Source organism: Salinibacterium sp. SWN1162 (assembly GCF_015864675.1).
Taxonomy (GTDB): Bacteria; Actinomycetota; Actinomycetes; order Actinomycetales; family Microbacteriaceae; genus Rhodoglobus.
This window is the reverse complement of the sequence record NZ_JADYWT010000002.1, coordinates 56,987-80,757: the sequence shown is the minus strand read 5'-3', so window position 1 is coordinate 80,757 and position 23,771 is coordinate 56,987. Positions and strand designations below refer to the sequence as shown.

The 23,771-nt window shown below is 62.5% G+C and carries 29 protein-coding genes; 14 read left to right on the top strand and 15 right to left on the bottom strand.

Annotated elements, in window-relative coordinates; genetic code table 11:
• Positions 1-2: 2 nt before the first annotated feature.
• The 3 genes from I6E58_RS10085 to I6E58_RS10075 form a co-directional block, all read right to left on the bottom strand.
• Positions 3-1,130: an AMP-binding protein gene (locus tag I6E58_RS10085; RefSeq protein ID WP_197133174.1), complete on the bottom strand. Its 1,128-nt coding sequence runs from the start codon at positions 1,128-1,130 to the stop codon at positions 3-5.
• Between the two features lie 70 nt (positions 1,131-1,200).
• Positions 1,201-2,172, bottom strand: coding sequence for a 1,4-dihydroxy-2-naphthoyl-CoA synthase (locus I6E58_RS10080; RefSeq protein ID WP_129072971.1), 972 nt, complete (start codon positions 2,170-2,172; stop codon positions 1,201-1,203).
• Between the two features lie 125 nt (positions 2,173-2,297).
• Complete coding sequence (locus I6E58_RS10075) at positions 2,298-2,723, bottom strand: 1,4-dihydroxy-6-naphthoate synthase (protein ID WP_197133171.1); 426 nt, start codon at positions 2,721-2,723, stop codon at positions 2,298-2,300.
• A gap of 42 nt (positions 2,724-2,765) precedes the next feature.
• Between I6E58_RS10075 and I6E58_RS10070 the strand changes: the two genes are divergently transcribed.
• Both I6E58_RS10070 and I6E58_RS10065 read left to right on the top strand, forming a co-directional pair.
• Complete coding sequence (locus tag I6E58_RS10070; RefSeq protein ID WP_129072969.1) at positions 2,766-3,758, top strand: o-succinylbenzoate synthase; 993 nt, start codon at positions 2,766-2,768, stop codon at positions 3,756-3,758.
• 65 nt (positions 3,759-3,823) lie between these two features.
• Complete coding sequence (locus I6E58_RS10065; RefSeq protein ID WP_197133168.1) at positions 3,824-4,441, top strand: hypothetical protein; 618 nt, start codon at positions 3,824-3,826, stop codon at positions 4,439-4,441.
• A 203-nt stretch (positions 4,442-4,644) separates the two neighbouring features.
• Here the strand turns inward: I6E58_RS10065 and ccsB are convergent, their stop codons facing one another.
• The 5 genes from ccsB to I6E58_RS10040 form a co-directional block, all read right to left on the bottom strand.
• On the bottom strand, positions 4,645-5,649 hold the full coding sequence (gene ccsB, locus I6E58_RS10060; RefSeq protein WP_307842090.1) for a c-type cytochrome biogenesis protein CcsB: 1,005 nt from the start codon (positions 5,647-5,649) through the stop codon (positions 4,645-4,647).
• Between the two features lie 2 nt (positions 5,650-5,651).
• Positions 5,652-7,220 (bottom strand): cytochrome c biogenesis protein ResB, encoded by a 1,569-nt coding sequence (locus tag I6E58_RS10055; protein ID WP_197133747.1) that lies wholly within the window; start codon positions 7,218-7,220, stop codon positions 5,652-5,654.
• A 70-nt stretch (positions 7,221-7,290) separates the two neighbouring features.
• Complete coding sequence (locus I6E58_RS10050; protein WP_129072967.1) at positions 7,291-8,034, bottom strand: cytochrome c biogenesis CcdA family protein; 744 nt, start codon at positions 8,032-8,034, stop codon at positions 7,291-7,293.
• Positions 8,035-8,625 (bottom strand): TlpA disulfide reductase family protein, encoded by a 591-nt coding sequence (locus I6E58_RS10045; protein ID WP_197133165.1) that lies wholly within the window; start codon positions 8,623-8,625, stop codon positions 8,035-8,037.
• Complete coding sequence (locus I6E58_RS10040; RefSeq protein ID WP_197133162.1) at positions 8,622-9,257, bottom strand: histidine phosphatase family protein; 636 nt, start codon at positions 9,255-9,257, stop codon at positions 8,622-8,624. Before I6E58_RS10040 ends, I6E58_RS10045 begins: the two co-directional genes overlap by 4 nt.
• Positions 9,258-9,324: 67 nt before the next feature.
• On the opposite strand from I6E58_RS10040, the gene aspS reads away from it, so the two are divergent.
• Together aspS and I6E58_RS10030 are read left to right on the top strand one after the other, a co-directional pair.
• Positions 9,325-10,653 (top strand): aspartate--tRNA(Asn) ligase, encoded by a 1,329-nt coding sequence (gene aspS / locus I6E58_RS10035; RefSeq protein WP_129072964.1) that lies wholly within the window; start codon positions 9,325-9,327, stop codon positions 10,651-10,653.
• 85 nt (positions 10,654-10,738) lie between these two features.
• Positions 10,739-11,029 carry a hypothetical protein gene (locus I6E58_RS10030; RefSeq protein ID WP_197133159.1) on the top strand — a complete coding sequence of 97 codons (291 nt, stop codon included), beginning with the start codon at positions 10,739-10,741 and terminating at the stop codon, positions 11,027-11,029.
• A gap of 29 nt (positions 11,030-11,058) precedes the next feature.
• Here I6E58_RS10030 and I6E58_RS10025 read toward each other — a convergent pair whose 3' ends face one another.
• Both I6E58_RS10025 and I6E58_RS10020 read right to left on the bottom strand, forming a co-directional pair.
• Positions 11,059-11,358, bottom strand: coding sequence for a Dabb family protein (locus tag I6E58_RS10025; protein ID WP_197133155.1), 300 nt, complete (start codon positions 11,356-11,358; stop codon positions 11,059-11,061).
• A complete protein-coding gene (locus I6E58_RS10020; protein ID WP_197133152.1) occupies positions 11,355-11,618 on the bottom strand; it encodes a glutaredoxin family protein in 264 nt (87 codons plus the stop codon). Before I6E58_RS10020 ends, I6E58_RS10025 begins: the two co-directional genes overlap by 4 nt.
• Positions 11,619-11,636: 18 nt before the next feature.
• Here I6E58_RS10020 and I6E58_RS10015 point away from each other — a divergent pair, with 18 nt between their 5' ends.
• Entirely contained in the window at positions 11,637-12,401 is a 765-nt protein-coding gene (locus tag I6E58_RS10015; RefSeq protein WP_197133149.1) for an HAD family phosphatase, read from the top strand.
• 86 nt (positions 12,402-12,487) lie between these two features.
• On the opposite strand, the gene I6E58_RS10010 is transcribed toward I6E58_RS10015, so the two are convergent.
• The 3 genes from I6E58_RS10010 to I6E58_RS10000 all read right to left on the bottom strand — a co-directional run bounded on the left by I6E58_RS10010 (position 12,488) and on the right by I6E58_RS10000 (position 13,570).
• Positions 12,488-12,586, bottom strand: coding sequence for a 30S ribosomal protein bS22 (locus I6E58_RS10010; RefSeq protein WP_003792170.1), 99 nt, complete (start codon positions 12,584-12,586; stop codon positions 12,488-12,490).
• A 138-nt stretch (positions 12,587-12,724) separates the two neighbouring features.
• Positions 12,725-12,919, bottom strand: a complete 195-nt coding sequence (locus tag I6E58_RS10005) for a helix-turn-helix domain-containing protein (protein ID WP_129072959.1) — start codon at positions 12,917-12,919, stop codon at positions 12,725-12,727.
• Positions 12,920-13,087: 168 nt separating this feature from the next.
• Positions 13,088-13,570 (bottom strand): helix-turn-helix transcriptional regulator, encoded by a 483-nt coding sequence (locus I6E58_RS10000; RefSeq protein ID WP_197133146.1) that lies wholly within the window; start codon positions 13,568-13,570, stop codon positions 13,088-13,090.
• A gap of 82 nt (positions 13,571-13,652) precedes the next feature.
• Between I6E58_RS10000 and I6E58_RS09995 the strand changes: the two genes are divergently transcribed.
• From I6E58_RS09995 to I6E58_RS09970, 6 genes are read left to right on the top strand one after another with little or no spacing between them, the layout of a single operon-like run.
• Positions 13,653-15,074: a TrkH family potassium uptake protein gene (locus tag I6E58_RS09995; RefSeq protein ID WP_371683558.1), complete on the top strand. Its 1,422-nt coding sequence runs from the start codon at positions 13,653-13,655 to the stop codon at positions 15,072-15,074.
• Positions 15,067-15,738, top strand: a complete 672-nt coding sequence (locus I6E58_RS09990; protein ID WP_129072956.1) for a TrkA family potassium uptake protein — start codon at positions 15,067-15,069, stop codon at positions 15,736-15,738. The genes I6E58_RS09995 and I6E58_RS09990 overlap by 8 nt, the downstream gene beginning before the upstream one ends.
• Before the next feature lie 50 nt (positions 15,739-15,788).
• Positions 15,789-16,997: an ROK family transcriptional regulator gene (locus I6E58_RS09985; RefSeq protein ID WP_197133143.1), complete on the top strand. Its 1,209-nt coding sequence runs from the start codon at positions 15,789-15,791 to the stop codon at positions 16,995-16,997.
• Positions 16,998-17,023: 26 nt separating this feature from the next.
• On the top strand, positions 17,024-18,070 hold the full coding sequence (locus tag I6E58_RS09980; RefSeq protein WP_307842086.1) for a sugar ABC transporter substrate-binding protein: 1,047 nt from the start codon (positions 17,024-17,026) through the stop codon (positions 18,068-18,070).
• 25 nt (positions 18,071-18,095) lie between these two features.
• Entirely contained in the window at positions 18,096-18,920 is an 825-nt protein-coding gene (locus tag I6E58_RS09975; protein ID WP_197133140.1) for an ATP-binding cassette domain-containing protein, read from the top strand.
• On the top strand, positions 18,917-20,164 hold the full coding sequence (locus I6E58_RS09970) for a sugar ABC transporter permease (protein WP_197133137.1): 1,248 nt from the start codon (positions 18,917-18,919) through the stop codon (positions 20,162-20,164). The genes I6E58_RS09975 and I6E58_RS09970 overlap by 4 nt, the downstream gene beginning before the upstream one ends.
• Here the strand turns inward: I6E58_RS09970 and proC are convergent.
• Complete coding sequence (gene proC / locus I6E58_RS09965; RefSeq protein WP_197133134.1) at positions 20,161-20,988, bottom strand: pyrroline-5-carboxylate reductase; 828 nt, start codon at positions 20,986-20,988, stop codon at positions 20,161-20,163. The genes I6E58_RS09970 and proC overlap by 4 nt on opposite strands.
• 23 nt (positions 20,989-21,011) lie before the next feature.
• Between proC and I6E58_RS09960 the strand changes: the two genes are divergently transcribed.
• Positions 21,012-21,974, top strand: coding sequence for a cation diffusion facilitator family transporter (locus I6E58_RS09960; protein WP_197133131.1), 963 nt, complete (start codon positions 21,012-21,014; stop codon positions 21,972-21,974).
• A gap of 17 nt (positions 21,975-21,991) precedes the next feature.
• Positions 21,992-22,375, top strand: a complete 384-nt coding sequence (locus I6E58_RS09955; protein ID WP_129072949.1) for a hypothetical protein — start codon at positions 21,992-21,994, stop codon at positions 22,373-22,375.
• A gap of 34 nt (positions 22,376-22,409) precedes the next feature.
• On the opposite strand, the gene I6E58_RS09950 is transcribed toward I6E58_RS09955, so the two are convergent.
• A complete protein-coding gene (locus I6E58_RS09950) occupies positions 22,410-22,841 on the bottom strand; it encodes a nucleoside deaminase (RefSeq protein WP_197133738.1) in 432 nt (143 codons plus the stop codon).
• A gap of 64 nt (positions 22,842-22,905) precedes the next feature.
• Between I6E58_RS09950 and upp the strand changes: the two genes are divergently transcribed.
• A complete protein-coding gene (gene upp / locus I6E58_RS09945; RefSeq protein ID WP_100389364.1) occupies positions 22,906-23,538 on the top strand; it encodes a uracil phosphoribosyltransferase in 633 nt (210 codons plus the stop codon).
• Positions 23,539-23,771 lie beyond the last annotated feature (233 nt).

Sequence of the window (23,771 nt, the reverse complement as noted above, 5' to 3'; positions counted from 1 at the left end):
TTCTACTTAAGCACGACTGACGCTAAGGCGAGTTTGTCGGGTTTTCCCGTCGAAAGCATAGGAATCTCGTCGATCAGGATGACGCGAGCGGGGGCCGCTGCCGCTGACAGTTGAGTAACGATGGCCTCTCGCAGCGCATCCAATTCAATCGCCACGGTCGTGATCACGACGGGGGCTTCGCCCCATTTCGGGTGAGGTGCGGCCACCACGACAGCCGCGCTCTGGCCGGCAAGCGAGCGAACAGCGGTCTCCACCTCGGTGAGCGAAACCTTCACTCCGCCCGAAATAATCATGTCGTCGGCACGACCGCGAACCCGCAGCACTCCATCGACGATGTCGCCGACATCGTCGGTGCGGTACCACCGCACGCCGTCACTCAGCCGAAACGAGACGGCGCTGCGGCGCGGGTCGTCGAGGTAGCCCTCGGCGAGCATGGGCCCCGAAAGTTCGATGCGGTCATCCACGAGTCGCACGCTGACCCCGGGCAGTGGCGTGCCATCCCATACAGCGCCGCCACTGGTCTCACTCGAGCCGTAGGTGGTCGAGACCGCGAGGCCGCGAGCGCGAGCTGCGGCGAGGAGGGCGCCCGGAGACGATTGCCCACCCACCAAGATCCGTGTGAACGTGGCGAGGGCCGCGACGGCCTCTTCCGATTCGAGCAGTCGCGCGAGCTGCACGGGTACGAGCGAGACGAAACGGCGCTCGGCGGTGAGCTCGGCCACGGCCGCCACGAAAGCGTCGGCGGTAAACCCCTGAGGCGCCATCATGACCGGCTCGGTACCCGCAAAATACGAGCGGGCGAGTACATTGATGCCCGCGATGTAGTGCGCCGGAACGGCCAGCAGCCATTGCCCCGGCCCGCCCAGAAGTTCATCGGATGCCGCAGCACTCGCCTTCAACGCAGCAGCACTGAGCATCACGCGCTTAGGGCGGCCCGTCGATCCGCTCGTTTCAACGACGACCGCCACGTTCGCAGCAACGGTGTCTGGCAGGCCAGAGGGGGAGGCCGGGTGCGGCAGAATCGCGGCCCCCGAACCATCGAGTGCCGGCTTCAGCGCCGCCCACACCTTGCGGGGGTCATGGGCGTCGACGGACCAAAGTTCTCGAGTCGGAGAGCTCTCGGCAGTCACGAACAAACCGCTCTGCAGTGAGCTGCCGGCGCGTGAGAGCTGCGGTAGCGCGTCAGTGCTGCCGCAAGCACTAGTACTGCCACGGGAAGGGCGACCAGTCAGGCTCACGCTTCTGCAAGAACGAGTCCCGGCCTTCGACGGCTTCGTCAGTGCCGTACGCCAGCCGGGTGGCTTCGCCCGCAAACACCTGCTGGCCGACCAGTCCGTCGTCGACGGCATTGAGGGCGAACTTGACCATGCGGATCGCGGTCGGCGACTTGGTCATGATCGTGGTCGCCCAGTCGTAGGCGGTGGCCTCGAGCTCGGCATGCGGCACGGAGGCGTTGATCGCTCCCGCGTCGAGGGCTCGCTGCGCGTCGTACTCGCGGGCAAGGAAGAACACTTCACGGGCGAACTTTTGGCCGACCTGGCGAGCGAAGTAGGCGCTGCCGTAACCGGCGTCGAACGACCCGACGTCGACATCCGTCTGCTTGAAGCGGGCGTGCTCGGCGCTGGCGATCGTGAGGTCGCAAACCACGTGAAGCGAATGACCTCCGCCGGCAGCCCAGCCGGGAACGACAGCGATAACGACCTTGGGCATGAAGCGGATGAGGCGCTGCACTTCAAGAATATGCAGGCGACCCGCGGCGGCACGACGCTTTCCTGCGGCAGCAGCCGCTTCGGCCTCGACCTCAGCTTCGGTAAGCCCGGCAGTGGCTGTCGGGTTCGTCGCGCCCTCCTGACCTTCGTACTCATAACCTGCACGGCCACGGATGCGCTGGTCGCCGCCCGAGCAGAACGCCCAGCCGCCATCTTTCTCGCTCGGGCCGTTGCCGGTGAGGAGAACGACACCGATGCGCGGGTTCTGGCGCACGTCGTCGAGCGTTTGATAGAGCTCGTCTACCGTGTGCGGCCGAAAGGCGTTGCGCACTTCGGGGCGATCAAACGCGATGCGCGCAATCGTGCCCGTCACATCGTGGTGATAGGTGATGTCGGTGAGGTCATCAAACCCGGCGACTGATCGCCACAACTTCTCGTCAAAGATTTCAGAAACAGGCGCCATAGCTCCACCATATCCACCCGCGTGCAGAGCGGGCTGATGCCGAACCGGGGATGCTGCGCTTCGGTTCGCCCCGACCGACTTTCGGTTCTCAAAGAACCGACGCTCGGTTCTCGAAGAACCGACGTTTAGTTCTCGAAGAACCGGAAGACGTTCAGCACAACCAGCGGGTTGGCGAGAATCGCGACCGCAAGGCCAAATGCCGCCCACCGACGTTGCAGGCCGAAGACAAGGCAGAGCGCAGCAGTGACGGCCGCCGAAATCGACACGACGATGGTGACTTGAGCGAGGAGTGTGCCCGTGGGGTAATCGCCGCCGGCAGACACGATCATGGCGATGATCAAGAGCACGAGGGTCGCAACGCCGAGCGCTGCGGCGATGAAACCGACCCAGCGGGGCCGGGGGCGACGTGCCACCGGAGTCTCTTCCGGTTCGACGGTCTCTTCTGATTCGCCGTCGGCGGGCGCATCAGTTTCTTCGTCATCCACAACGCCGACGACGTAATACGGCACGATCTTGGTCGCTACGCGCTCGATATCCCCCGGATTAGTCACGCAATTACCCTAACTGACAGTGGAACTTGTCAGACTGGGAACATGTTCCCTTCAGTGAACGAAATTCTCGACACCGCTCATGTGGTGTCCCTGCCCATGACGTCACGCTTTCGTGGCATCGACCAACGTGAAGCGTTGTTGTTCCGCGGCCCGCAAGGGTGGAGCGAATTTTCGCCCTTCGTCGAGTACGACGATGTCGAAGCAACGCCGTGGCTACTCGCTGCCATCGACTACGCGTACAACGAGCAGCCGCCCCTCGTGCGCGATCATGTCTGGGTCAATGCCACCGTGCCCGCAGTGCCTGCCGACCTCGTCGAGGCGGTTCTCGAGCGCTTTCACGGCTGCCGCACCGCCAAAGTAAAGGTGGCCGAACCCGGTCAGACCTTGGCGGATGACGTTGCTCGCGTCGCCGAGGTGCGTCGCGTGATGGGGCCGACCGGTCGCATTCGCGTCGACGCCAACGGCGCCTGGAACGTGGATGAGGCGGAGCGTGCCGTTCATGCCTTCGCCGAGTACGACCTCGAGTACGTTGAACAGCCCTGTGCCACGGTGGAAGAACTGGGCGAGTTGCGCACCCGCATCAAGTACATGGGCATCCCGGTCGCAGCAGACGAGAGCGTGCGCAAGGCCGCCGACCCGCTCGCGGTGGCGCGCGCGGGTGCTGCCGATCTGCTGGTGATCAAGGCACAGCCCCTGGGTGGCATCTCTCGGGCCCTGGCGATCGTAAATGACGCTGGCCTTCCCGTCGTCGTTTCCAGCGCCTTGGAGACCTCGGTGGGGCTTGCAATGGGGGCGCACTTGGCGGCTGCTATCGACCCGCTCGATTACGACTGTGGGCTCGCCACAGCATCCCTGCTCGCCGCCGATGTCACCCCTGCTCCCCTGCGCGCTCGTGACGGCCAGCTTGAAGTGCGCCGCGTCGAGGCCGACGAAGCGCTGCTGACACGATGGGCTGCCAGCCCGGAACGCACCCAGTGGTGGCTCGACCGCCTGACGCGCTGTCATGAACTAGGTAAAAACTACTCACCGCAGTAGCGACGCCGCTCAGTAGGCTAGATTCGTCGATCGCTACCGAGGGTGATCGCCGTCAAGGAGCAACAATGTCTACTGAGCTGCGCCGCCTGCGAGCACTAACCGCCGTGAGCCTGCTCAGCGTGGGCGTACTCACCGGGTGCACCCCGCCCGCAGCGGAACCTGACGACACCACGAGCATTGAGACGGATGCCGCGGCTCCTGCTGAGCCCGAAGAAGAGATGGTCAGCGGCCCGGAGTGCCTGATCGGCGAGTGGTACATCGCTGAAGACCAAATGCAGGGCTTCTACAGCGCCGTCAGCGGCTCCAACGAAGGGCTCGACATCAGCGTGGAGGGCGGAACGGGGCTCTCGTTTAGCGACACCACCTACACCTACACGCCCGACTTCACGATCCTTCTCGAAGTGGCGGGCAGCGAAGGCGTGGGAACTATCACCGGCGCGATCAGTGGCGACTACGAAGCCACCGAGACGACTATCAAGACCTCTCACGAAGAGAGCGATATTGCCGTGACGGTCTCCGTGGGCGGCATCAGCGTTGACGGTACCGATCTCAGCGAGGGCTTCATCAATAGCGCCCCAATCAACTCGGCGCCCTACGAGTGCGGCGCCGAGGGTCCGATCATCGAGTTCGCGACCGGCGACGGTAACCCTACGGTGGCTATGCAGCTGACTCCGGCCAGCTAAACTCGTCAACTCTGAGCCGCTACGGTCGGCTCTCCCCAATCAAGCGCTGGGGTGTCGCTCGGTGCGGCCCCAGCGTTTCTTTTTACCCCGGCACCCCGCGTCGGATGCCGTCGGTAGACGCATCCCTCATCGCACGGCTGGCCGCCGCGGCCAGTGCTTACAGGCCAGTGCTCACACGCCTGAGTGATTGCAGACCTGAGTGCTTACAGGCCTGAGTAGGCGTGAAGTCCCTTGAAGAAGAGGTTCACGATCGTGAAGTTGAAGACGATGGCGAGGAACCCGACGATCGCCAGCCACGCCGAACGCGAGCCGCGCCAACCGCGCGTTGCTCGGGCGTGAATGTACCCGGCATACAAGGTCCAGATAATGAAGGTCCAGACTTCCTTGGTGTCCCAACCCCAGTAGCGACCCCAGGCGCGTTCAGCCCAGACAGCGCCGGCGATAAGCGTGAAGGTCCACATGACGAAGCCGACCACTGTGAGGCGGTACGCCAAGGTTTCGAGTCGGTCAGCAGCGGGCAGAGTGTCGAGGAAGCGAAGCTTGAGCGCCTTGCCGGCCTCGCGACGGGCCTGCATGAGCTGCACGATGGAGAGCCCGGCGGCGAGAGCAAAGAACCCGGTGCTGAGGCTAGCGACGAAGACGTGGATGACCAACCAGGCCGACTGCAGCGCCGGCGGCAGGGGAACCACATCCACATAAAAGCTTGACGTTCCCACCCCGAGCGCGAGCAGCGCGAAGCCCGTAATGAACGAGCCGAGGAAGCGAAGATCTTGCCAGAACTGAACGGCGAGAAAGACACCGACGATGAGGGCAGTGGCGGTGAGCGTAAATTCGAACATGTTGGCCCACGGCACGCGGCCGGCGGCAACACCGCGGAAGATCACAGCGCTAACGTGAAGCGCCCACGCGAGAACCGTCATGGCCATGGCGAGCTTGAGCGAGAGAGGAGACTTCGGGGCGCGAGGCTCGGCGTCGGGGCCAGCCGGCGCGGTGAGCGTGCTTGTACCACCAGCGGCGGAATTCTGGGCCATCACACTAGCTTGCTGGGCGGATGCCGAAGCCAGGCCGGTCGCACTCGCTGCGGACGCATCGCTCGACTCTGCCGAGCGGCGCGCCAAGTCGACGGCGAACAGAATGAACGCGAAGGTATAGATCGCCATCGCTGAATAAACCGCAATCAGCGAATACGACACGAAGGTCTCAGTCACGACTACACCCTAACTCTCAGTTGCTGGGAATGTTTGTCGGCGAAATCAGTGACGGCGGCCTCCAGCGTGGGGTCGTCACCGCGGGCCAGTGCCGCGTACTCAATTGTTGTCGTTCCCGCACCATCAGCGCGCGCGGCGACCCACATGCGGCGTCGCGGAACGAACAGACTCGTCACGAGCCCGCTGATCACGAGAATGGCGAAAATCAGCACGGGCAGTTGTGAGGGGTCGTGGTGCACATCCAGCGACACGAAGCGCGGGATGCTCGTCAACTCGACACTGCCGAGACCGTTGGGCAGCTCGAGGCGGTCGCCGGGCGTCAACCGCAGCGTGTCGGCCTCAGAGTTGCGCCCCGCGACTTGCTCGAGGGAGTCAGTGTTCAGCGCGTAGGCATTAGCGCCCTGGCCATTGTCGAGGCCGAGGTCGCCCTCGTACACCTCCAACGTGAGCGTGGGTGAGATGAGGTCGGGATAGACCGAAGCGAGAGCGCCAGAACCGAGTGTGCCGGTGGTCGGATAGAGAAAGCCGAGCATCCCGATCTGCTGATCGAGGCCATCCGGAATCTTAATGACGCACGTGCTGCCGAGGTTGGCGTCGAACGGGAGGCACGGTGTTGGCTGCGACCACACGACCTTGTCATCGGCGTCGCGCACGGTGAGCACGGGGGCGTAACCGTTACCGAGGAGGTACAGGTTTGTTCCGCTGAGACTCAGGGGTTCGTTGACCTTGATTTGCGACTGCTGCGGTTGCTCGCCGCGCACAGTCGTGGTGACGTTGGCGGTGAAGTCGATCGCTTGCCCAATGGCCTGGCGGTTGGTTTGCTCGTAGACCGGCTCGAAGGAGTCGAGAGCGACGGTGTACGGATCGAGCGCATCATCCGTGAAGAAGCGGCCCGGGTTGAACGAGTCGTAACTGGCAAGAGAGTTGCTGAACGCATAACCCTCAACGATGACGCGCTGACCCGTGTAGCCGAAGCCACCGCCAAGGCCAACCGTGACGAGCACGCCCACGAGCGCGGCATGGAATACGAGGTTTCCGGTTTCGCGCAGGTAGCCACGCTCGGCGCTGACCGATTCTCCGTAAAGCTCGGTGCGATAACGCTGCGAGCGCAGCAGGCGGCGCGCGGAGTCGATGGTGCTGTCAACATCCGCTTCGGTCGTGCGTGTGGTGAAGCCTTGCAACCGCGAAAGGCGGGCCGGTGTTTTGGGTGGGCTCGCGCGCAATGCGTCGAAGTGATGTTTGGTGCGCGGAAGCACGCAGCCGATCAAGGAGATGAAGAGCAGCAGGTAGATCGACGAGAACCACACCGAGCTGTAGGTGTTGAAGACCTGGAAGAAGTCGAGCACCGCGGCAGTATCGGGATAGTTGTTGCGGTAGGCGATGACACCGTTGGGGTCAGAGGTGATCTGCGGAACGAGCGAGCCGGGGATGGCCGCCACCGCGAGAAGCAGCAGCAAGAACAGCGCGGTGCGCATACTCGTGAGCTGACGCCAGAAGAACCGCGCGTAGCCAACGAAGCCGAGCCGCGGCTGCTGAATCTTGCTGTCCCGCGCGGGCGCCGGAGCATCCATGTGGTCGCTGGGACGCGTCGCGTCGCCCTCAGGCACGAAGTTGTCTCCGGCTGCGTCGCCGTTCGCCGAATCAGAGGAGTGTGTCGAAACCACCGATCACCGCCCCCAAACTTGTCACGATTGCACGCCACACGCCGGTGACCATGAGTACACCGATCAGCACGAGCAGTGCTCCACCAATCAGGTTAATAAGTCGGATGTGGCGGCGCATCCACGCCACCGATCCGGTCGCCCAGTTGAGGCCGAGAGCCACCAAGAGGAACGGGATGCCGAGACCGAGACTGTAGGCGATGCCGACGATAGCGGCACGGCCGGGATCGCCACCATCCAGCACCATGCTGCCGACCGCGATAAGAGTCGGGCCAACGCACGGGGTCCAGCCGAGGGCGAAGACCACTCCCAATAGCGGCGCCCCAGCGAGGCCGGTTGCGACCTTGAACTTGGGCTTGATCGTGCGCTGCGCGAAGGTGACCTGCCCGATGAAAACGACCCCCATCACGATCACGAGAGCACCGGCGATGCGCGTGATCAGGTCGAGCCACGGTCGCAGCAGAAGGCCCGCCGTGCCGAACAGCACCGTGAACGCGACGAACACGACCGTGAAACCGAGGATGAACAGGCCAACGCCGAGAACAAGACGCTTCGTGCTGCCCTTCTCCTCTGCGCTCGTGAACCCACCGATGTAGCCGAGGTAACCCGGCACGAGCGGCAGAACACAGGGCGATGCGAACGAGACGAGGCCGGCGAGAAGCGCGATTGGGATCGCGATAAGAAGGTTGCCGTCGAGAATGAGCTCGCCGACAGGGTTAGACACTTACTGTTCCTCGGCGACGACGGAATCGATCATCGCTGCGAGGATGCTCGGGTCACGCACCAGACCACTGATGCGCGCGGCAACGCGACCTTCACGGTCGACCACAAGGGTGGTCGGAACCGCGTTGGGAGGCACGGAGCCGGCGAACGCCAGCTGCACGCCCGCAGTCGTGGCATCCACAACAGAGGCGTAGGGAATGCTGAATTCGTCGGCGAAAGTACGCGAAGTCTCAGCGGTATCTGCCACGTTGACGCCGAGGAATGGTACTTCGGTGTATTGCTCGCTCAGTTCAGCAAGGTCGGGAGCTTCGAGGCGGCAGGGTGGGCAACTGGAATACCAGAAGTTGACTACGTAAACCGAGCCCGCGAAGTCGCTGCTTGCGACTGTTTCGCCGGTGTCAAGCATGGCGTCGTACGTGATGGGTTCATCGCGGTTGCTCGCCGGGATTTCGACGGTCGAACCATCGCCCGAAATGTAGCCCTCATCCGACCCGTTCTCGTACTGCTGGGCCAGAGACTCGTTCGGGCTGGAACACGAAACCGTGGCGAGTGCGGCGAACGCCACAATAATGGCGATGAGACGGCGGTTCACACTGCTCCTAGATCGATGGATGCTGCGAGCAATTCTCCCGCAGGTTCCTGATAGTCAACCTCGACGAAATGGTCGCCCTCGCGAGCGAGCGTCGTGATGCTCGACAGCGTGCAACGACGGTTGCGGGGGTCGTGCGCGAGGCGCATTTTCTTGACGGAGCGAGCGACCATCACGATCGGTAATTGGTGGCTCACCATCACAACTTCGCCACCATCGGCGGCGGCCCACGCGTCGTCAATCGCGGCGAGCATCCGCGCTTCAATGCTGACGTAGGCCTCACCCCAACTGGGCTTGAATGGGTTGATGAGGTGTGGCCAGGCCTTGGGTTGCGCGAGCACCTGAGGAAATTGCAAGCGACCGCCCTCGAACCAGTTGTGGGGCTCGATGATGCGTTCTTCGGGCGTCACCGCGAGTCCGGAGCGCTGTGACCAGGGGTGCGCCGACTCTTGGGCACGCAGCAGCGGGCTCGCGTAGAGCGCCCGGAGGGGCCGTTGCTCGAGGCTAGCGGCGGCGAGGTCGGCCATCCGATGGCCGAGTTCACTGAGGTGATATCCGGGAAGACGGCCATAGAGAATGCGGTCGGGATTGTGCACTTCACCATGGCGGACGAGATGGATGAGGTCTGCTGGCACGGTATTCAGTCTACGTTGGCAGCCCTGCCGCACTTTCTCTCGCGTTATCCCTTGTAAACTCGGCGCTGTGACTACACGCACCCTTATTAAGAACTTGGCCGCCGCAAGCGATGGAGAAACTTCCGTTTCGGGGTGGGTCGACACTGTTCGAGATCAAAAGAAGGTGCAGTTCGTCGTACTGCGCGATGAGTCGGGTGCGGTGCAGCTTGTTCACCCCCGCTCGTTCAACGAAGACGGCACCCCGGCAGAAGATCCCCTCGCCGAGATCATCTCGGGGCTCGCTCAGGGCACCTTCCTCACCGCAACCGGTGAGCTCAAGCACGACGAGCGCGTGAAGCTTGGCGGCGTGGAGATCAAGCTCGCCGATATCGAGATCGCCGCAGCCGCGATTCCCGAGACTCCGATTGCCGAAGACACCAGTGTTGACAAGCGCATGGACTGGCGCTTCCTCGACCTTCGTGTACCGCGCAACAACCTCATCTTCCGCATCCAGACCACGCTCGAGCACGCCTGGCGCACCTACTGGGTCGAGAACGACTTCATCGAGGTTCACACCCCGAAGCTCATGGCCAGCGCGAGCGAGTCGAAGGCTGAGCTGTTCGAGGTCGACTACTTCGACACCAAGGCGTACTTGGCGCAGAGCCCCCAGTTCTTCAAGCAGATGGCGCAGTCCGCTGGCTTCGGCAAGATCTTCGAGATCGCCCCGAGCTTCCGTGCCGACCCCAGCTTCACCTCACGTCACGCCACCGAGTTCACGATGGTTGACAGCGAGATCAGCTGGATTTCCAGCCACGAAGACGTCATGAACCTGCACGAAGAGCTCATGGTTGCCGGCTTCCAGGCTGTCAAAGACAAGCACGGCGACGAGATCGAGAAGCTGTTCGGCATCGAGATGACTGTGCCGACTCGCCCCTTCCCCCGCATTCCGCTGGCCGAGGCCAAGCAGATCGTCAGCGACCGCGGCTACACCGTGCCGCGCGCCGACGCCGACATGGACCCAGAGGGCGAGCGCCAGATCGCCGCCTACGTGAAAGAAACGTACGACCACGATTTCGTGTTCTTGACCGACTACGCCGCCAGCATCCGCCCGTTTTATCACATGCGTCACGCGGATGATGCGGGCCTCACGAACAGCTACGACCTCGTGTTCAACGGCGTCGAGATCTCCACTGGAGCCCAGCGCGAGCACCGCGTTGACGTGTTGGAAGCACAGATTCGCGACAAGGGCATGGACCCGGAGGAGCTCGACTTCTACCTCGACTTCTTCCGCTACGGCGTACCGCCGCACGGTGGATTCGGCATGGGCCTCGGCCGCGTGTTGATGCTGTTGCTCGGCTTGCCGAACCTGCGCGAAGCGACGTACCTGTTCCGCGGGCCGACCCGCCTCACTCCGTAGCCGCCCTGTGGGGCTCGCGAGGGCCTCACAGTTCGACACACCGAACCCATAGCCAGCGCATAGCCCACTAAGGCAGGATGACCCCATGTCAAAGAAAATTGATGCGGCACTCAAGGATCTCAAGAAGGCGCTCAACAAGCACGCCGAGGTGGTGGGCGGCTCTGCTGTTTCCCTCAAGAAGGCGCAGCGAGCAAGCGCGAAAGTGGCCGCGGCCGCAACCGCTTACGCCGAAGTTGTGCACTCCAAGAGTGGCCTAGGAAATCCGTTCGACGACATGCTTCAGCCGGGGCTCGACAGCGGAACCCTCGCGTCGCTTGCCGCCGAGCGGGACTCGATCAAGAATCACATGACCGGGCCGATCGAAGTCAACAAGTAGGCGCTAGGGCGCGGCGCGCGAGCGCGACCCTAGAGCTCGAAGTCCACGCAGGCGCGCTCGCGAGTGTTCGCCTTCACGACAGCTCCCGCTTCCACGTGCAGCGGGTGAGTACCGTACGACAGCAAGGCTTCGGGCGAAGAGTGGTCTGACACGAGGATGACGTCCCAGTTCGACGCGACCGCTGCGGCATCCGCTCGCACGGTCAGTGATTCCAAGCCCTCGATCTGACCAACGAGTGGCTCGAGCGCGGCAGCCATGGCATCCACTGCCACTTTCTGGCCGGCGGCATCCACTGCGTTGAGCTTCCACATCACGATGTGACGGATCATTCGGTTTCCTCCAGAAGGGCGGAGCGCAGGCGCTCGGGTTCGACACGCCAGATGGTGTGCACACGGTCGTTGATGAGCACCACGGGGATCTCGTCCCAGTACCGGGCGTGCAGAGCTTCGTCATCCAGAATCGACTGTTCAGTGAGTTCGGCTGAGAGCTCCGCCGGCAGCGCAGCGATGACCGCCTTAATCGTTTCGCGCGCATCGTCACACAGGTGACAACCCGGTTTTCCAATTAAAGTGAGACGTTTCGTGGGCACGGTCCTAGAATAATGCGAATGCACGAGGTAACGGCGCCCCTATCGAGCCATAACGCGGTTGTGGCTTTCTTTGACGTGGACAACACACTGATGCGCGGCGCGAGCGCTTACTACTTGAGCAAGGAAGCGTGGCGGCGGGGAATCGTGGGCTGGCGCGATATTGCTCGTTTCGCCTGGCATCAATTTCGCTTCGTCGCGGTCGGCGAAAACCATAAGCACATGCTTAGCGCCCGCGAACGAGCGCTCGAAATCGTGGGCGGCCACTCGCTGCAGACCCTCGTAGAGCTCGCTGAAACAATTTACGAGCGGGACATTCTGCCGAACCTGTGGCCGGAGACCGTCGATCTCGCGAAGGAGCACCTCGCGAAGGGGCACGAAGTGTGGCTGATTACAGCTACTCCGCAGTTTGTGGCTCAAGTGATCGCCGAACGCCTCGGGCTCACCGGCGCTCTCGGAACGCGGGTACGAGCCAAAGACGGCGTTCTCACGGGAGAACTCGACGGCCACGTGCTTCATGGTCCCGAAAAAGCCGCGGTCGCCACAGAGCTCGCTGAGCGCGTAGGAGCCGACCTCGCGGAGTGCTGGGCCTATTCCGACTCCAGCAACGACATCCCCCTGCTGAGTGCCGTGGGCAACCGTGTTGCTGTGAACGCGGATGTGAAGCTCACCCACCACGCCCAAAAAATGGGGTGGCAAATCATGCCGCTCAACCGCGCCGGCCTCAAAGAGGCACGCAAACGCGTGAAGCAGCAAGCCAAAAGAGTTCGAAAAAACTCTCGTTAACCTCGAACACCCGACCGTTCAGAAGAACGTTCGGGTGTTAGAGCTGTGGCCGTCGAAAACGACGACTACCTAGTCGTTGGAACTAGTTACTTCTTGTTGCGACGCTGGTGGCGAGTCTTACGAAGCAGCTTGCGGTGCTTCTTCTTTGCCATACGCTTGCGACGCTTCTTGATGACTGAACCCATAGGGACCTCACTGATTTCTGAACGAACCGACCCGGTCCGATTCAGAACCGCGGAAAGACATACCGGAAGAGTTTACCGCACCGGGCGGGTTTTAAAGTCTCACTGAACTGGGAACCAACCCTGAGCGAACTTTTGACGCTATCCGACCTCAGAGATCGGGGGTGCGACAGCACTCGCTACGGCCGATTCCGGGATGCGGAATGAGCGGCCAAAGCGCACGGCGGGTAGCTCACCAGAGTGAACGAGTCGATACACGGTCATGTTCGAAACACGCATCATGTCCGCCACCTCGGCGACGGTAAGAAAGCGCATCTCAGAAAGATCCCGCGACATCGGACCAGCCCCTTTGGTTTGGCTACTGCGCGATGTGAATCGACTACGCAGTGCCCTCGATAACTACACGACGCACCCAGAATGTGACTGGAGTGCTAATCGGTAACAATAGAGGCTGCTGTGACTCGCTGTAAAGCCCTGATCGCACCAGCGCGGCGCGCCTTCGGCCTAATCCTTGCCAAAGATGCGAGAGCGAACCGCGCCAGGGAGCTGCTTTGCGGCCTCTGTGGCATCGTGCAGCGCTGAACGCGCCTGGTGTGTGCGTTCGGCGACGCGACGACCGAAGTTGTCTCCGACATCCGCTCCCGACCACGCCGCAAAGGCTCCGGTGGATTCGCGGAGTTCGTCGTCGAAGTCGTCATGAAAGTCTGCACTCAAGAACGGGATCAGCCAGTCTTCGATCGCTTCGAGGGGCGACGAGTCGAGGCGGTAATAGCGGTGTTGGCCGTCTTCGCGCACCGACACCAACCCGTGATCGCGCAGCACCTTGAGGTGCTTGGAGACTGTCGGCTGGCTCAGATCGAGCTTCTCGACAATCTCGCTCACGCTGAGCTCGCCGCTGGGAGATTCGGAGGCGATGTACTGCTCCAGCAGCACTGTCAAAAGGCTACGCCGGGTTGAATCGGCTACTACGTCAAAGATGTCGGCCATGAGATAAGGCTACCGGGGCTTGCTGGGGAGTACCATGGCCTCCTGTGCGTGGGGAGATAATTAGATGAGTTCTTGGGCACCCATGCGTGCGCACCCTCGCGAACGCAGCCTCTTCGCTCGTATTCGCGATGTGATCGATCGTTTCGCTGCCGCTACTCCTGCGCGCTTTGCGATCGCCATCTTCTCCGCTCTCGTCGTAGTGCTAACAACCCTGCTAGTTCTGCCCATTTCGGCGCGAGACGGGCAAGCTACTCCGCTCGTAGACGCTCTGTTCACGGCCGTCTCCGCCATTTGCGTTACCGGCTTGACCACTCTCGACATGGCAACGCACTGGTCAGCTTTCGGCAACACCGCGATTCTGATCGGTCTGCAGGTTGGCGGAATCGGAGTGCTCACGCTCGCCAGCATGCTCGGCCTCGTGGTGTCACGCCGGCTCGGACTACGCCAGCGCCTCATCGCAGCCAGTGACTCGAACCCCTCGCGGATCCATGTCGGGCCCGTGTCTGAATCGCAAGCGATCCGACTTGGCGAAATTGGCGGGCTCCTCGCGACCGTCGCCATTAGCGCGCTAGCCATCGAGATCGTTCTCGCCCTTGTCATCACCCCGCGGCTGCTCGTGGAGGGCTACGACGTGTGGCCCGCTATTTGGCAGGGTTTCTACTTCGCGGCATCCGCCTTCACCAACACCGGCTTCGTTCCGGCCGCCAGCGGCATGGAAGCCTTCGCTCAAGACCCGTGGATGCTCGGAGCGATCGGCACCGGCGTCTTCCTCGGCAGCCTCGGCTTCCCGGTGATCTTCGCCGTGGTCCGCAACCTCAAGGACGGCGCTCGCCTGTCAGTGCACGCGCGCCTGACCCTCACCACGACGGTGCTGTTGATCTTTCTTGGCGCACTCGCTGTGCTCATCTTGGAGTGGAATAACACCAACACCATCGGTGGACAAAGCCTGATCTCTCGGCCTCTCACCTCCACCTTCTTATCGACCATGACGCGCTCGGGTGGGTTCTCCACCATCGATATCAATGAACTCAACGGGTCCACTCTGCTCGTCTTCGACATGCTGATGTTTGTGGGCGGAGGCTCCGCTTCCACGGCGGGTGGCATCAAAGTCACCACTTTGGCCGTGCTGTTCTTGGCGGCCCTTGCCGAGGCTCGCGGTGACAACGACATGCACGCGTTCGAGCGCCGCATCCCCACTGACGTTCTTCGCCTGGCCGTCAGCGTGACGCTCTGGGGAGCAACGATTGTCGCGATCTCCACCGTCGCTATTCTTCAAATCACCAAGGAGCCACTCGATAGGGTGCTCTTCGACGTCATTTCGGCCTTCGCCACCTGTGGTCTCTCTACGGGGTTGACAGAGACGCTGCCCGATGGCGGAAAGTACATCCTCGCTGCCACGATGTGGGCCGGGCGAGTAGGAACAGTTACTCTGGCGGCAGCCTTGGCAGCCAGCCAGCGTCGTCAATTGTTCACGAGAGCAGAAGAGAGGCCCATCGTTGGTTGACAAGATTCCGCACAATGCGCCGGTCCTAGTGATCGGTCTCGGCCGCTTCGGCGCGGCTACCGCCGGTCAACTTCAGCGCCTCGACCGCGAGGTTCTCGCCATCGATGCCGATCTCAGCCTTGTTCAGAAGTGGTCGGAGCGCGTCACGCACGCCGTGCAGACTGACGCCCGCAGCCTTGACGCCCTCCAGCAGATCGGCGCGGGAGACTTCTCCATCGCCGTCGTCGCTGTTGGCTCCTCCATCGAGGCGAGCGTGCTCATCACCGCCAACCTCGTTGACCTCAAGATCCCGCAGATCTGGGCGAAGGCCATTAGCCGTTCTCACGGCAAGATCTTGAACCGCATCGGCGCCAACCACGTCATCTATCCCGAAGCTGAAGCCGGCGAGCGCGTTGCCCACTTGGTGTCGGGTCGGATGATCGACTTCATCGAGTTCGATGATGACTTCGCCATCGTGAAGATGTATCCCCCGAAGCCCATTCGCGGCATACCGCTCAGCGAATCGCAAGTGCGTCGCAAGTACGGCATCACCGTGGTCGGAGTGAAGTCTCCGGGCAAGGAATTCACCTATGCGACCCCCGAGACCGTGATCTCCAATCACGACCTCATCATCGTCAGCGGAAATTCTGAAGACATCGAAAAGTTTGCGACTCTCGCGACGTAGCCCCGTTCGTGGACTGATCTGCGACCTCTCGCTACCTGTATCTTGATTCCGTGAGCAAAAAACGGGCGACCCCGGGGTCGCAGACTTCGCTCCGCGAAGCTAACCGCGCTCGCATCATCGACGCGGTGAAGCATCATGGCGGCCTCACGCAGATCGAACTAGCCGGAGTTACCGGCCTCTCCCCCGCCACAGTCTCCAACATCGTCAAAGAGCTCGTCATTGCGGGTGTGCTCGCGACCACCATGAGCACTCGCAGCGGTCGCCGCGCCCATCAGATCACTCTCGCCCGCGCCCTCGGCCTTGTGGTCGGCGTGCATTTCTCCGAGCGCCATATGCGCGTCGCACTCTCGGATGTCGCGCACACTGTCGTTGCGGAACATCACATGCCGCTCGCGAAAGACCACCGCGCCGACAATGAACTGAATCGCGCCGCTCAGCTCATCACCGACATGCTCGAGTCTGTCGACGCGACGCACGACGAAATCCTGGCTGTCGGGCTCGCGATGCCAGCGCCCATGGATGCCACGACCGGCATCATTTCGCGTACTGGAATTATGCGCGGCTGGGACGGTGTTCCCGTCGCAGAATCGCTCGGCATCCGCCTCAACAGCCCCGTGTACGTCGACAACAATGCCAACCTCGGTGGTCTGGCCGAGTACCGCTCGGGTGCTTTGCGCGGCAAGCCAAACTCGCTCTATGTGAGCATCGATGATGGCATCGGCGCTGGCCTCATCCTGAACGGCGCGGTGTTCCGCGGGCATCACGGAGCCGCGGGCGAGTTCGGTCACATGGTTCTCAATGAAGACGGTGCTCTCTGCCGCTGCGGAAATCGCGGATGCCTCGAAACTCTGGCCGGCGGCCGCGCCATCGTCGAATCGGTGCGAACGGGCCGCCGCGGTCTCAAGCTTCACGACGTTATCGTGCGGGCGATCGGCGGCGATGACGCGTGCATCCGGGCCATTGCCGATGCGGGTCGTCACCTCGGCATCGCTGCCGGCAACCTCAGTAACATCTTCGACCCCGAACGTATTGCGGTTGGCGGCGAGCTTTCGCAGGCTGGCGAGCTCTTGCTCGGCCCCATGCGGCACGCGATGGAACGCTCGGTGATTGTGGGTTCGGGGCAGGCCGCCGATCTCGTGCAGAGCCAACTCGGGCCGCGCAGCGAACTGCTTGGCGCGATTGCGTTTGCGATCGACCAGCTCTCTATCGGCTCCGGCACCGGCTTGTCCACAGAACCAGCGGACGCGGACGCCTCGTGAGCGGGCCCCGTTCACGGCTGCTGCGCGTGATTGCTTCTGCCGTGCTCGTTGTACTCGCGCTGGGCGGTTGTTCTCTGATCATGCCGGGCAACGCCACGGACGGCGCACGCACGATCGCTTTGCTGCTGCCCGAATCAAAGACGGCGCGGTACGAGGCCTACGATCGCCCCTTCTTTGAAGCCAAAGTTGCCGAGCTGTGCCCTGAGTGTGACGTCATCTATGCCAATGCCGACCAAGACCCTGCCAAGCAACAGCAACAGGCCGAATCGGCTTTTGCCCAGGGCATCAGCGTGCTTGTGCTCGACCCCGTGGATTCATCTGCGGCAGTGACCATAGTCGCAACGGCACAGTCCTACAAAGTTCCCGTGATTTCGTACGACCGTCTCATCGGCAGCCCTGAACTTGCCTTCTGGATTTCATTTGACAACGAGAAAGTGGGCGCTCTTCAGGGCAAAGCGCTCGTTGAGCGTCTTGCGGATCAGGGGCTCTCCGCTGGCAACATTGTGATGATCAATGGCTCCGCCACCGACAACAACTCGCGTCTCTTCAAGCGCGGCGCCCACAACGTGATCGACGGCAGTGCCTTCACTGTGGTTGAGGAGTTTGACACCCCCGACTGGAGCCCCGATAAAGCTCAAGAGTGGATGGCGAGCCAAGTCACCCAGTACGGCGACAGCCTTGTAGGCGTGTACGCCGCCAACGATGCGACCGCCGGCGGAGCGATCGCCGCGCTCAAAGCGGGCGGAGTCAGCCCCCTACCTCCCGTCACCGGTCAGGATGCCGAGCTCACGGCCATCCAGCGCATCGTGAGTGGCGACCAGTACATGACCATTTACAAGGATTTCAAGCGCGAGGCCGAGATTGCGGCGACACACGCGGTCGCCCTTCTCGACGGCGAACAGTTGATCGGGCAGAGCCCCGAGACCGACGGCATCCCGACCACGCTGTTGACGCCCGTCATCGTGACGATCGACAACATTATGGAGACCGTCGTTGCCGATGGTCTCTACACGGTCGAGCAGATTTGCACCGAAGAGTACGCCGATGCGTGCGTGGCAGCGGGGATTCAATGATGAGCCCCGAGGAAGAGAGCACCGTATGACCGCGGTCACCCCTGCCCCTTCAGACGATGAACCGATCTTGTCGCTGCGAGGAATCAGCAAGCAGTTTGGCGCCATCAACGCACTGAGCGAGGTGTCGCTCGACGTTTACCCCGGCGAGGTCGTAGCGATCGTGGGCGACAACGGTGCGGGAAAGTCGACGCTCGTGAAGGTACTCGCGGGCGTGCATCCGGCCAGCGCGGGCACGATCTCCTATCGCGGCGATGAGGTGGCGCTCACCAACCCGACCGATGCCCGCGATCTCGGCATCGCCACGGTGTTCCAAGACCTAGCGCTGTGCGACAACCTTGACGTTGTTTCCAACCTGTTTTTGGGGCGAGAACTCGGCCGCGGCGCCCTCGATGAAGTCGAGATGGAACAGCAGACCTGGGCGCTGCTGCGTCAGTTATCCGCCAAAATTCCGTCGGTTCGCACTCCGGTAGCGGGCCTCTCGGGCGGGCAGCGACAGACCGTTGCCATTGCCCGCTCGCTCATCGGTAACCCGTCGATTGTGGTGCTGGATGAGCCCACCGCTGCCCTCGGCGTTGCGCAGACTGCTGAGGTGCTGAACCTTATTGAGCACCTCCGCGAGCGCGGTCACGGCGTGGTTCTCGTGAGCCACAACATGGCGGATGTGCAGGCCGTCGCCGACCGCGTTGTTGTGTTGCGGCTCGGTCGCAACAATGGCGACTTCGCCGTCGCCGATGTGACCTACGAAGACATCATTGCGGCGATCACGGGCGCTACTGACAACGCCGTGAGTCGCCGAGCCGGGATGACCGGAGCGACGTTTACGCGCGCCAAGGAGGGACTCAGCTCATGAGCACTTCTGACAACCGCACCCCGAACAACAGCACGCCGGCCGTGGACCTACCGCCCGCCACGGGCGTCGCCGAATCCTGGGCAGCGTTCCGCTCGCGAGTACGCGGTGGCGACCTCGGCGCGATTCCTGTCGTTGTCGGCCTCGCCCTCATCTGGACGATCTTCCAGATTCTGAACCCCACCTTCTTGTCGAGCGCCAACCTCGTGAACCTTGCGATGCAATCGGCTGCCCTCGGCACGATCGCGCTCGGTGTTGTGCTCGTTCTATTGCTCGCCCAGATCGACCTGTCGGTCGGTTCGCTCTCGGGCTTGGCCGCCGCGATTCTCGCTGTCACCTTCACCCAACTGGGCTGGCCGCTCATCGCCGCCATTGCTGCGGCCCTCGCTGCGGGCGCCCTCTTCGGGCTGTTCTACGGGTTCTTGCTGACACGCTTCGGTGTTCCGAGTTTCGTCATCACTCTCGCCGGCCTCCTCGGAGTACTCGGCCTGCAACTGTGGGTGCTCGGCAAGCTCGGCTCGATCAACATCCCCTTCGATTCATGGATCGTGCAGTTCGCCCAGCTGATGTTCTTGCCCGCCTGGCTCTCGTACGTGCTTGCCGGAGTGGCGACGCTCGTCTACGTTGGCGCCCACCTCTCCCACGCCAACCGTCGCAGCCGCGCTGGCCTCCTTCCCGAATCACGCACCGCGATTTTGCTGCGCGGCGCCCTCATGATCGTCGCCCTGCTGTTCGGCGCGTGGTACCTCAACACCGACCGCGGCATCGGCCTCATGTTCTTGCTCTTCATCGTGCTCGTGGTCGCGGTCGACTTCGCGCTCAAGCGCACGCGCTGGGGACGCTCGATCTATGCGGTCGGCGGCAACGTTGAAGCAGCCCGGCGTGCCGGCATCCGCGTTGATCGGGTCTACATTTCGGTATTTATGGTCAGTGCGACCCTCGCCGCTCTCGGCGGCATTTTGGCAGCATCGCGATTGGCCGCAGCGAATCAGAGCAGTGGTGGTGGCGACACCAACCTCACCGCCATCGCGGCAGCCGTCATCGGCGGCGCAAGCCTCTTCGGCGGTCGCGGAAGTGCCTGGTCTGCCCTGCTCGGCATTGTGGTGATTCAGTCGATCTCGAGCGGCCTCACGCTGCTGAGCCTGGACTCTTCGGTGCGCTACATGGTCACGGGAGCGGTGCTGCTGCTCGCGGTGATCATCGACTCCATGTCACGACGCTCTCGCGCCCTGCACGGCCGCTTCTAGCCGGCAGCGAGTTCCTTCGCGCGCGCCAGCGCCGCCGCGGTAGCCCGGTCGAAGATTGCCTTGAAATCGGCGGCCTGCAGCTGCTCCACGGCACGCTCGGTCGTTCCCTTGGGGCTTGTAACCTGCTTACGCAGTTGCGCCGGCGAGCTATCGGATGACGCCAGCAGAGCAAGAGAACCCTCGAACGTTCCCGCGACCAGGGTCAGCGCCTGCTCGGGGGTGAATCCCATGTCTTCGGCGGTGCGCGCGAACTCTTCGAGAATCAAGAACACGTAGGCCGGACCCGATCCGGAGATCGTGCTGAGCGCATCAATTTGCGATTCGGGAGTTTCGATAACGGTGCCCACGGTCTCAAAGACAGCGCGGCCAATCGCGAGATCGTCATCGGTGGCGCGCGATCCGGCGCTGAGGCCAGTGACCGCCTTGCCGACGATCGCGGGAGTGTTGGGCATGGCCCGCAACACGACGTTGTCGACGATGGCTTCCATCCGGGCCGTCGTGACGCCCGCGGCAACGCTGATGACGATCGCATCAGGCTCAAGGAAGGGCTTGAGGTCGGCAAGGGTGTCGGGGATCATCGCGGGCTTGACGCCGAGCATGACCACTTTGGCGCCCTTCACGGCGCGAGCATTGCCATCCGGAGTGTTCTCCAAGGCGAACGATTCGACGCCCTCTGAGCGCACGGCAGCCGCCTTGGCCTCCGTGCGATTCGTGACGCGGATGCCCCCGCTCACGCTCACCGAAGGGTCAAGCAAACCCGACAGGATGGCACCTCCCATTGATCCGGCGCCGACAATTGCAATGCTAGGAAGAGAAGTAGTCACGGGAACATCCTAGAATCGATCGTATGAGCGCGTCAGGCGGGACCAAAGCAATCATCGCGGCAATGGTGGCGAACGGCGGAATCGCTGTCACCAAATTCATTGCCTTTCTGATCTCGGGGTCGAGCTCGATGCTCGCGGAGAGCGTGCACTCGGTTGCTGACACCAGCAATCAGGCCCTCCTGCTGCTCGGTGGCAGGAAGGCGAAGAAGCATGCGGATGCCGAGCATCCGTTCGGTTACGGCCGCGAGCGCTACGTGTACGCCTTCGTCGTGTCGATCATCCTGTTCTCGGTCGGTGGCGTGTTCTCGCTTTACGAGGGCATCAATAAGGTTCAGCACCCGCATCCGCTTGAGCAAGAGTGGTTGCCCATCACGGTGCTGCTCATCGCGATCGTGCTCGAAGGCTTCTCCCTGCGCACTGCCGTGCGGGAATCGAACCTCGTGCGCGGTAACCAAAGTTGGGTGGCGTTCGTGCGTCACGCCAAGGCGCCCGAGCTGCCCGTCGTGCTGCTCGAAGACGTTGCCGCCCTGCTCGGTCTGGTACTCGCCCTCTTCGGCGTTGGCCTCACCATCATCACGGGCGACTCACTGTGGGATGCCATCGGCACTATCGCCATCGGTATTCTGCTGATTATCGTTGCGATTATCCTCGGCATCGAAACGAAGAGCTTGCTCGTCGGTGAAGGCGCGACTACGAAGCAGCGCAATCTCATCCGCGACACCATCAACGCTCACCCTGACGTGCGCTCGCTCATCCACATGAAGACGCTTTACCTCGGCCCCGAAGAACTCATGGTCGCCGCCAAGGTCGACTTCGGCGCTCAGACCCGCCTGGTGGATGTCGCTGCCAGCATCGACAGCGTCGAGAAAGAAATCCGCGAAGCCGAGCCGATGGCCCGCGTTATCTACATCGAACCTGACGTCTACCGTCGCCCGCCCGAAGCTGCACCGCCCACTGACACGATCGTCATCGTGGGTAACGACTAGAGAAAGCACCCGAAATCATGGACTTCGAACCAATCATTCACACCGTACTCGCGCTGCACATCCTGGGGCTTGCGCTGATTATCGGATCCTTTGCGCTTCAGCTGCGCCGCAAAGAAGGCTTCGAGCTCGGCACCATGCTGATCGGTGCCATTACCCAGCTCGTCACTGGCCTCATCCTGGTCGGTCTCGTGACTATGAACGACGAAGACGTCAACAACGCCAAGATCGCCGTGAAGCTGATCTTCGCTGTCGTTGTGCTCGTTGCAGTCCTAGTCGCGCGTGCGCGTCAGGCGAAGGCGCTCTCCGCCGGCACGAGCGAGAAGAAAGCAACCTTGCCGTTCTTGCACCTCGCGGGCATGGGCGCGCTCATCAACGTGTTCGTTGCGGTGCTCTGGCACTAGGTAGCAAGCACCACGCGCTATCCGCGAGCGGGCGTTAGCGACGGGCTTCGAAGAAGTCCCTCAACAGCGCAGCACATTCAGCCTCTTGGATGCCCGCCACCACCTCGACCTTGTGCGGAAGCCGGCGGTCACGCAGTAGATCATTAACGCTGCCTGATGCGCCGGCTTTTTCGTCCCACGCCCCGAACACCACGCGCGGGATGCGCGCCTGCAGAATTGCGCCAGCGCACATCGTGCACGGCTCCAGAGTGACCACGAGCGTCATCTCGTCGAGGCGCCACGAACCGGTGGCCGCGGCCGCTGCCCGGATTGCCACTACCTCGGCGTGCGCCGTGGGGTCGCCCGTGAGCTCCCGCTCATTGCGCCCGATCGAGACGAGATTGTCGTTCTGATCAAAGACGAGAGCGGCGACCGGAACGTCGGCAGAATCGGCCGTGAGCTTCGCCTCGGCGATGGCCCGCGTCATCCAATGATCGAACTTTGTCACGATCGGTTCTCCAAGTGGTCCGTACCTCAAGTAGATTTAGCCTATGCGAGTTCACGTTGCCGACCACCCGCTCATCACGCACAAGCTCACCGTGCTGCGCGACAAGAACACCGCCGCCCCCACTTTTCGGGCGCTGACAGAGGAGCTGGTGACGCTTTTGGCGTACGAAGCGACCCGTTCGGTGCGCGTTGAAGAGGTCGACATCGAGACCCCCGTCACCGCGACTAAGGGTGTCGCGATCAGCTCGCCCAAGCCGCTCGTGGTGCCGATTCTTCGTGCCGGACTCGGAATGCTCGAAGGAATGGTCAAGCTCGTACCCACCGCCGAGGTCGGCTTCTTGGGAATGGTGCGCAACGAAGAGACGCTTCAGCCAGACACCTACGCCGAGCGCCTGCCCGACGATCTGTCGAACCGCCAGTGCTTCGTGCTCGACCCCATGCTGGCAACCGGAGGCTCGCTCATCGCAGCCATCCAGTACCTACTCGACCGCGGTGCAACGGATGTCACGGCGGTCTGCATCCTCGGCGCCCCCGAAGGCCTCGCTGCCCTCGAGAAGGCCATGGGCGACCAAGACGTCACGATCGTGCTCGGCGCGCTCGACGAGCGCCTCAACGAGAACGGTTACATCGTGCCCGGCCTCGGTGACGCCGGTGACAGACTGTACGGTCTCGTCTAGTCTCAGAATTTTCGCGTGCGTAACTTGACAGACGCGCGCTGCATGAAACATAGTTGCACCCATGACTGTTCACTCTCGCGACCTGACCGCCCCTGTGGCTTCCAGGACCGCTGGCGCACTGCTTTCGAGCACCGTGCCCGCAAGCGCGATGCTGTGTTGTCGAATGTGTGCCTAGTAGGCCAACCATGAGCCGGGCGTTTTCACCAGAATGAACGCCCCCAGATTTTCGTCCT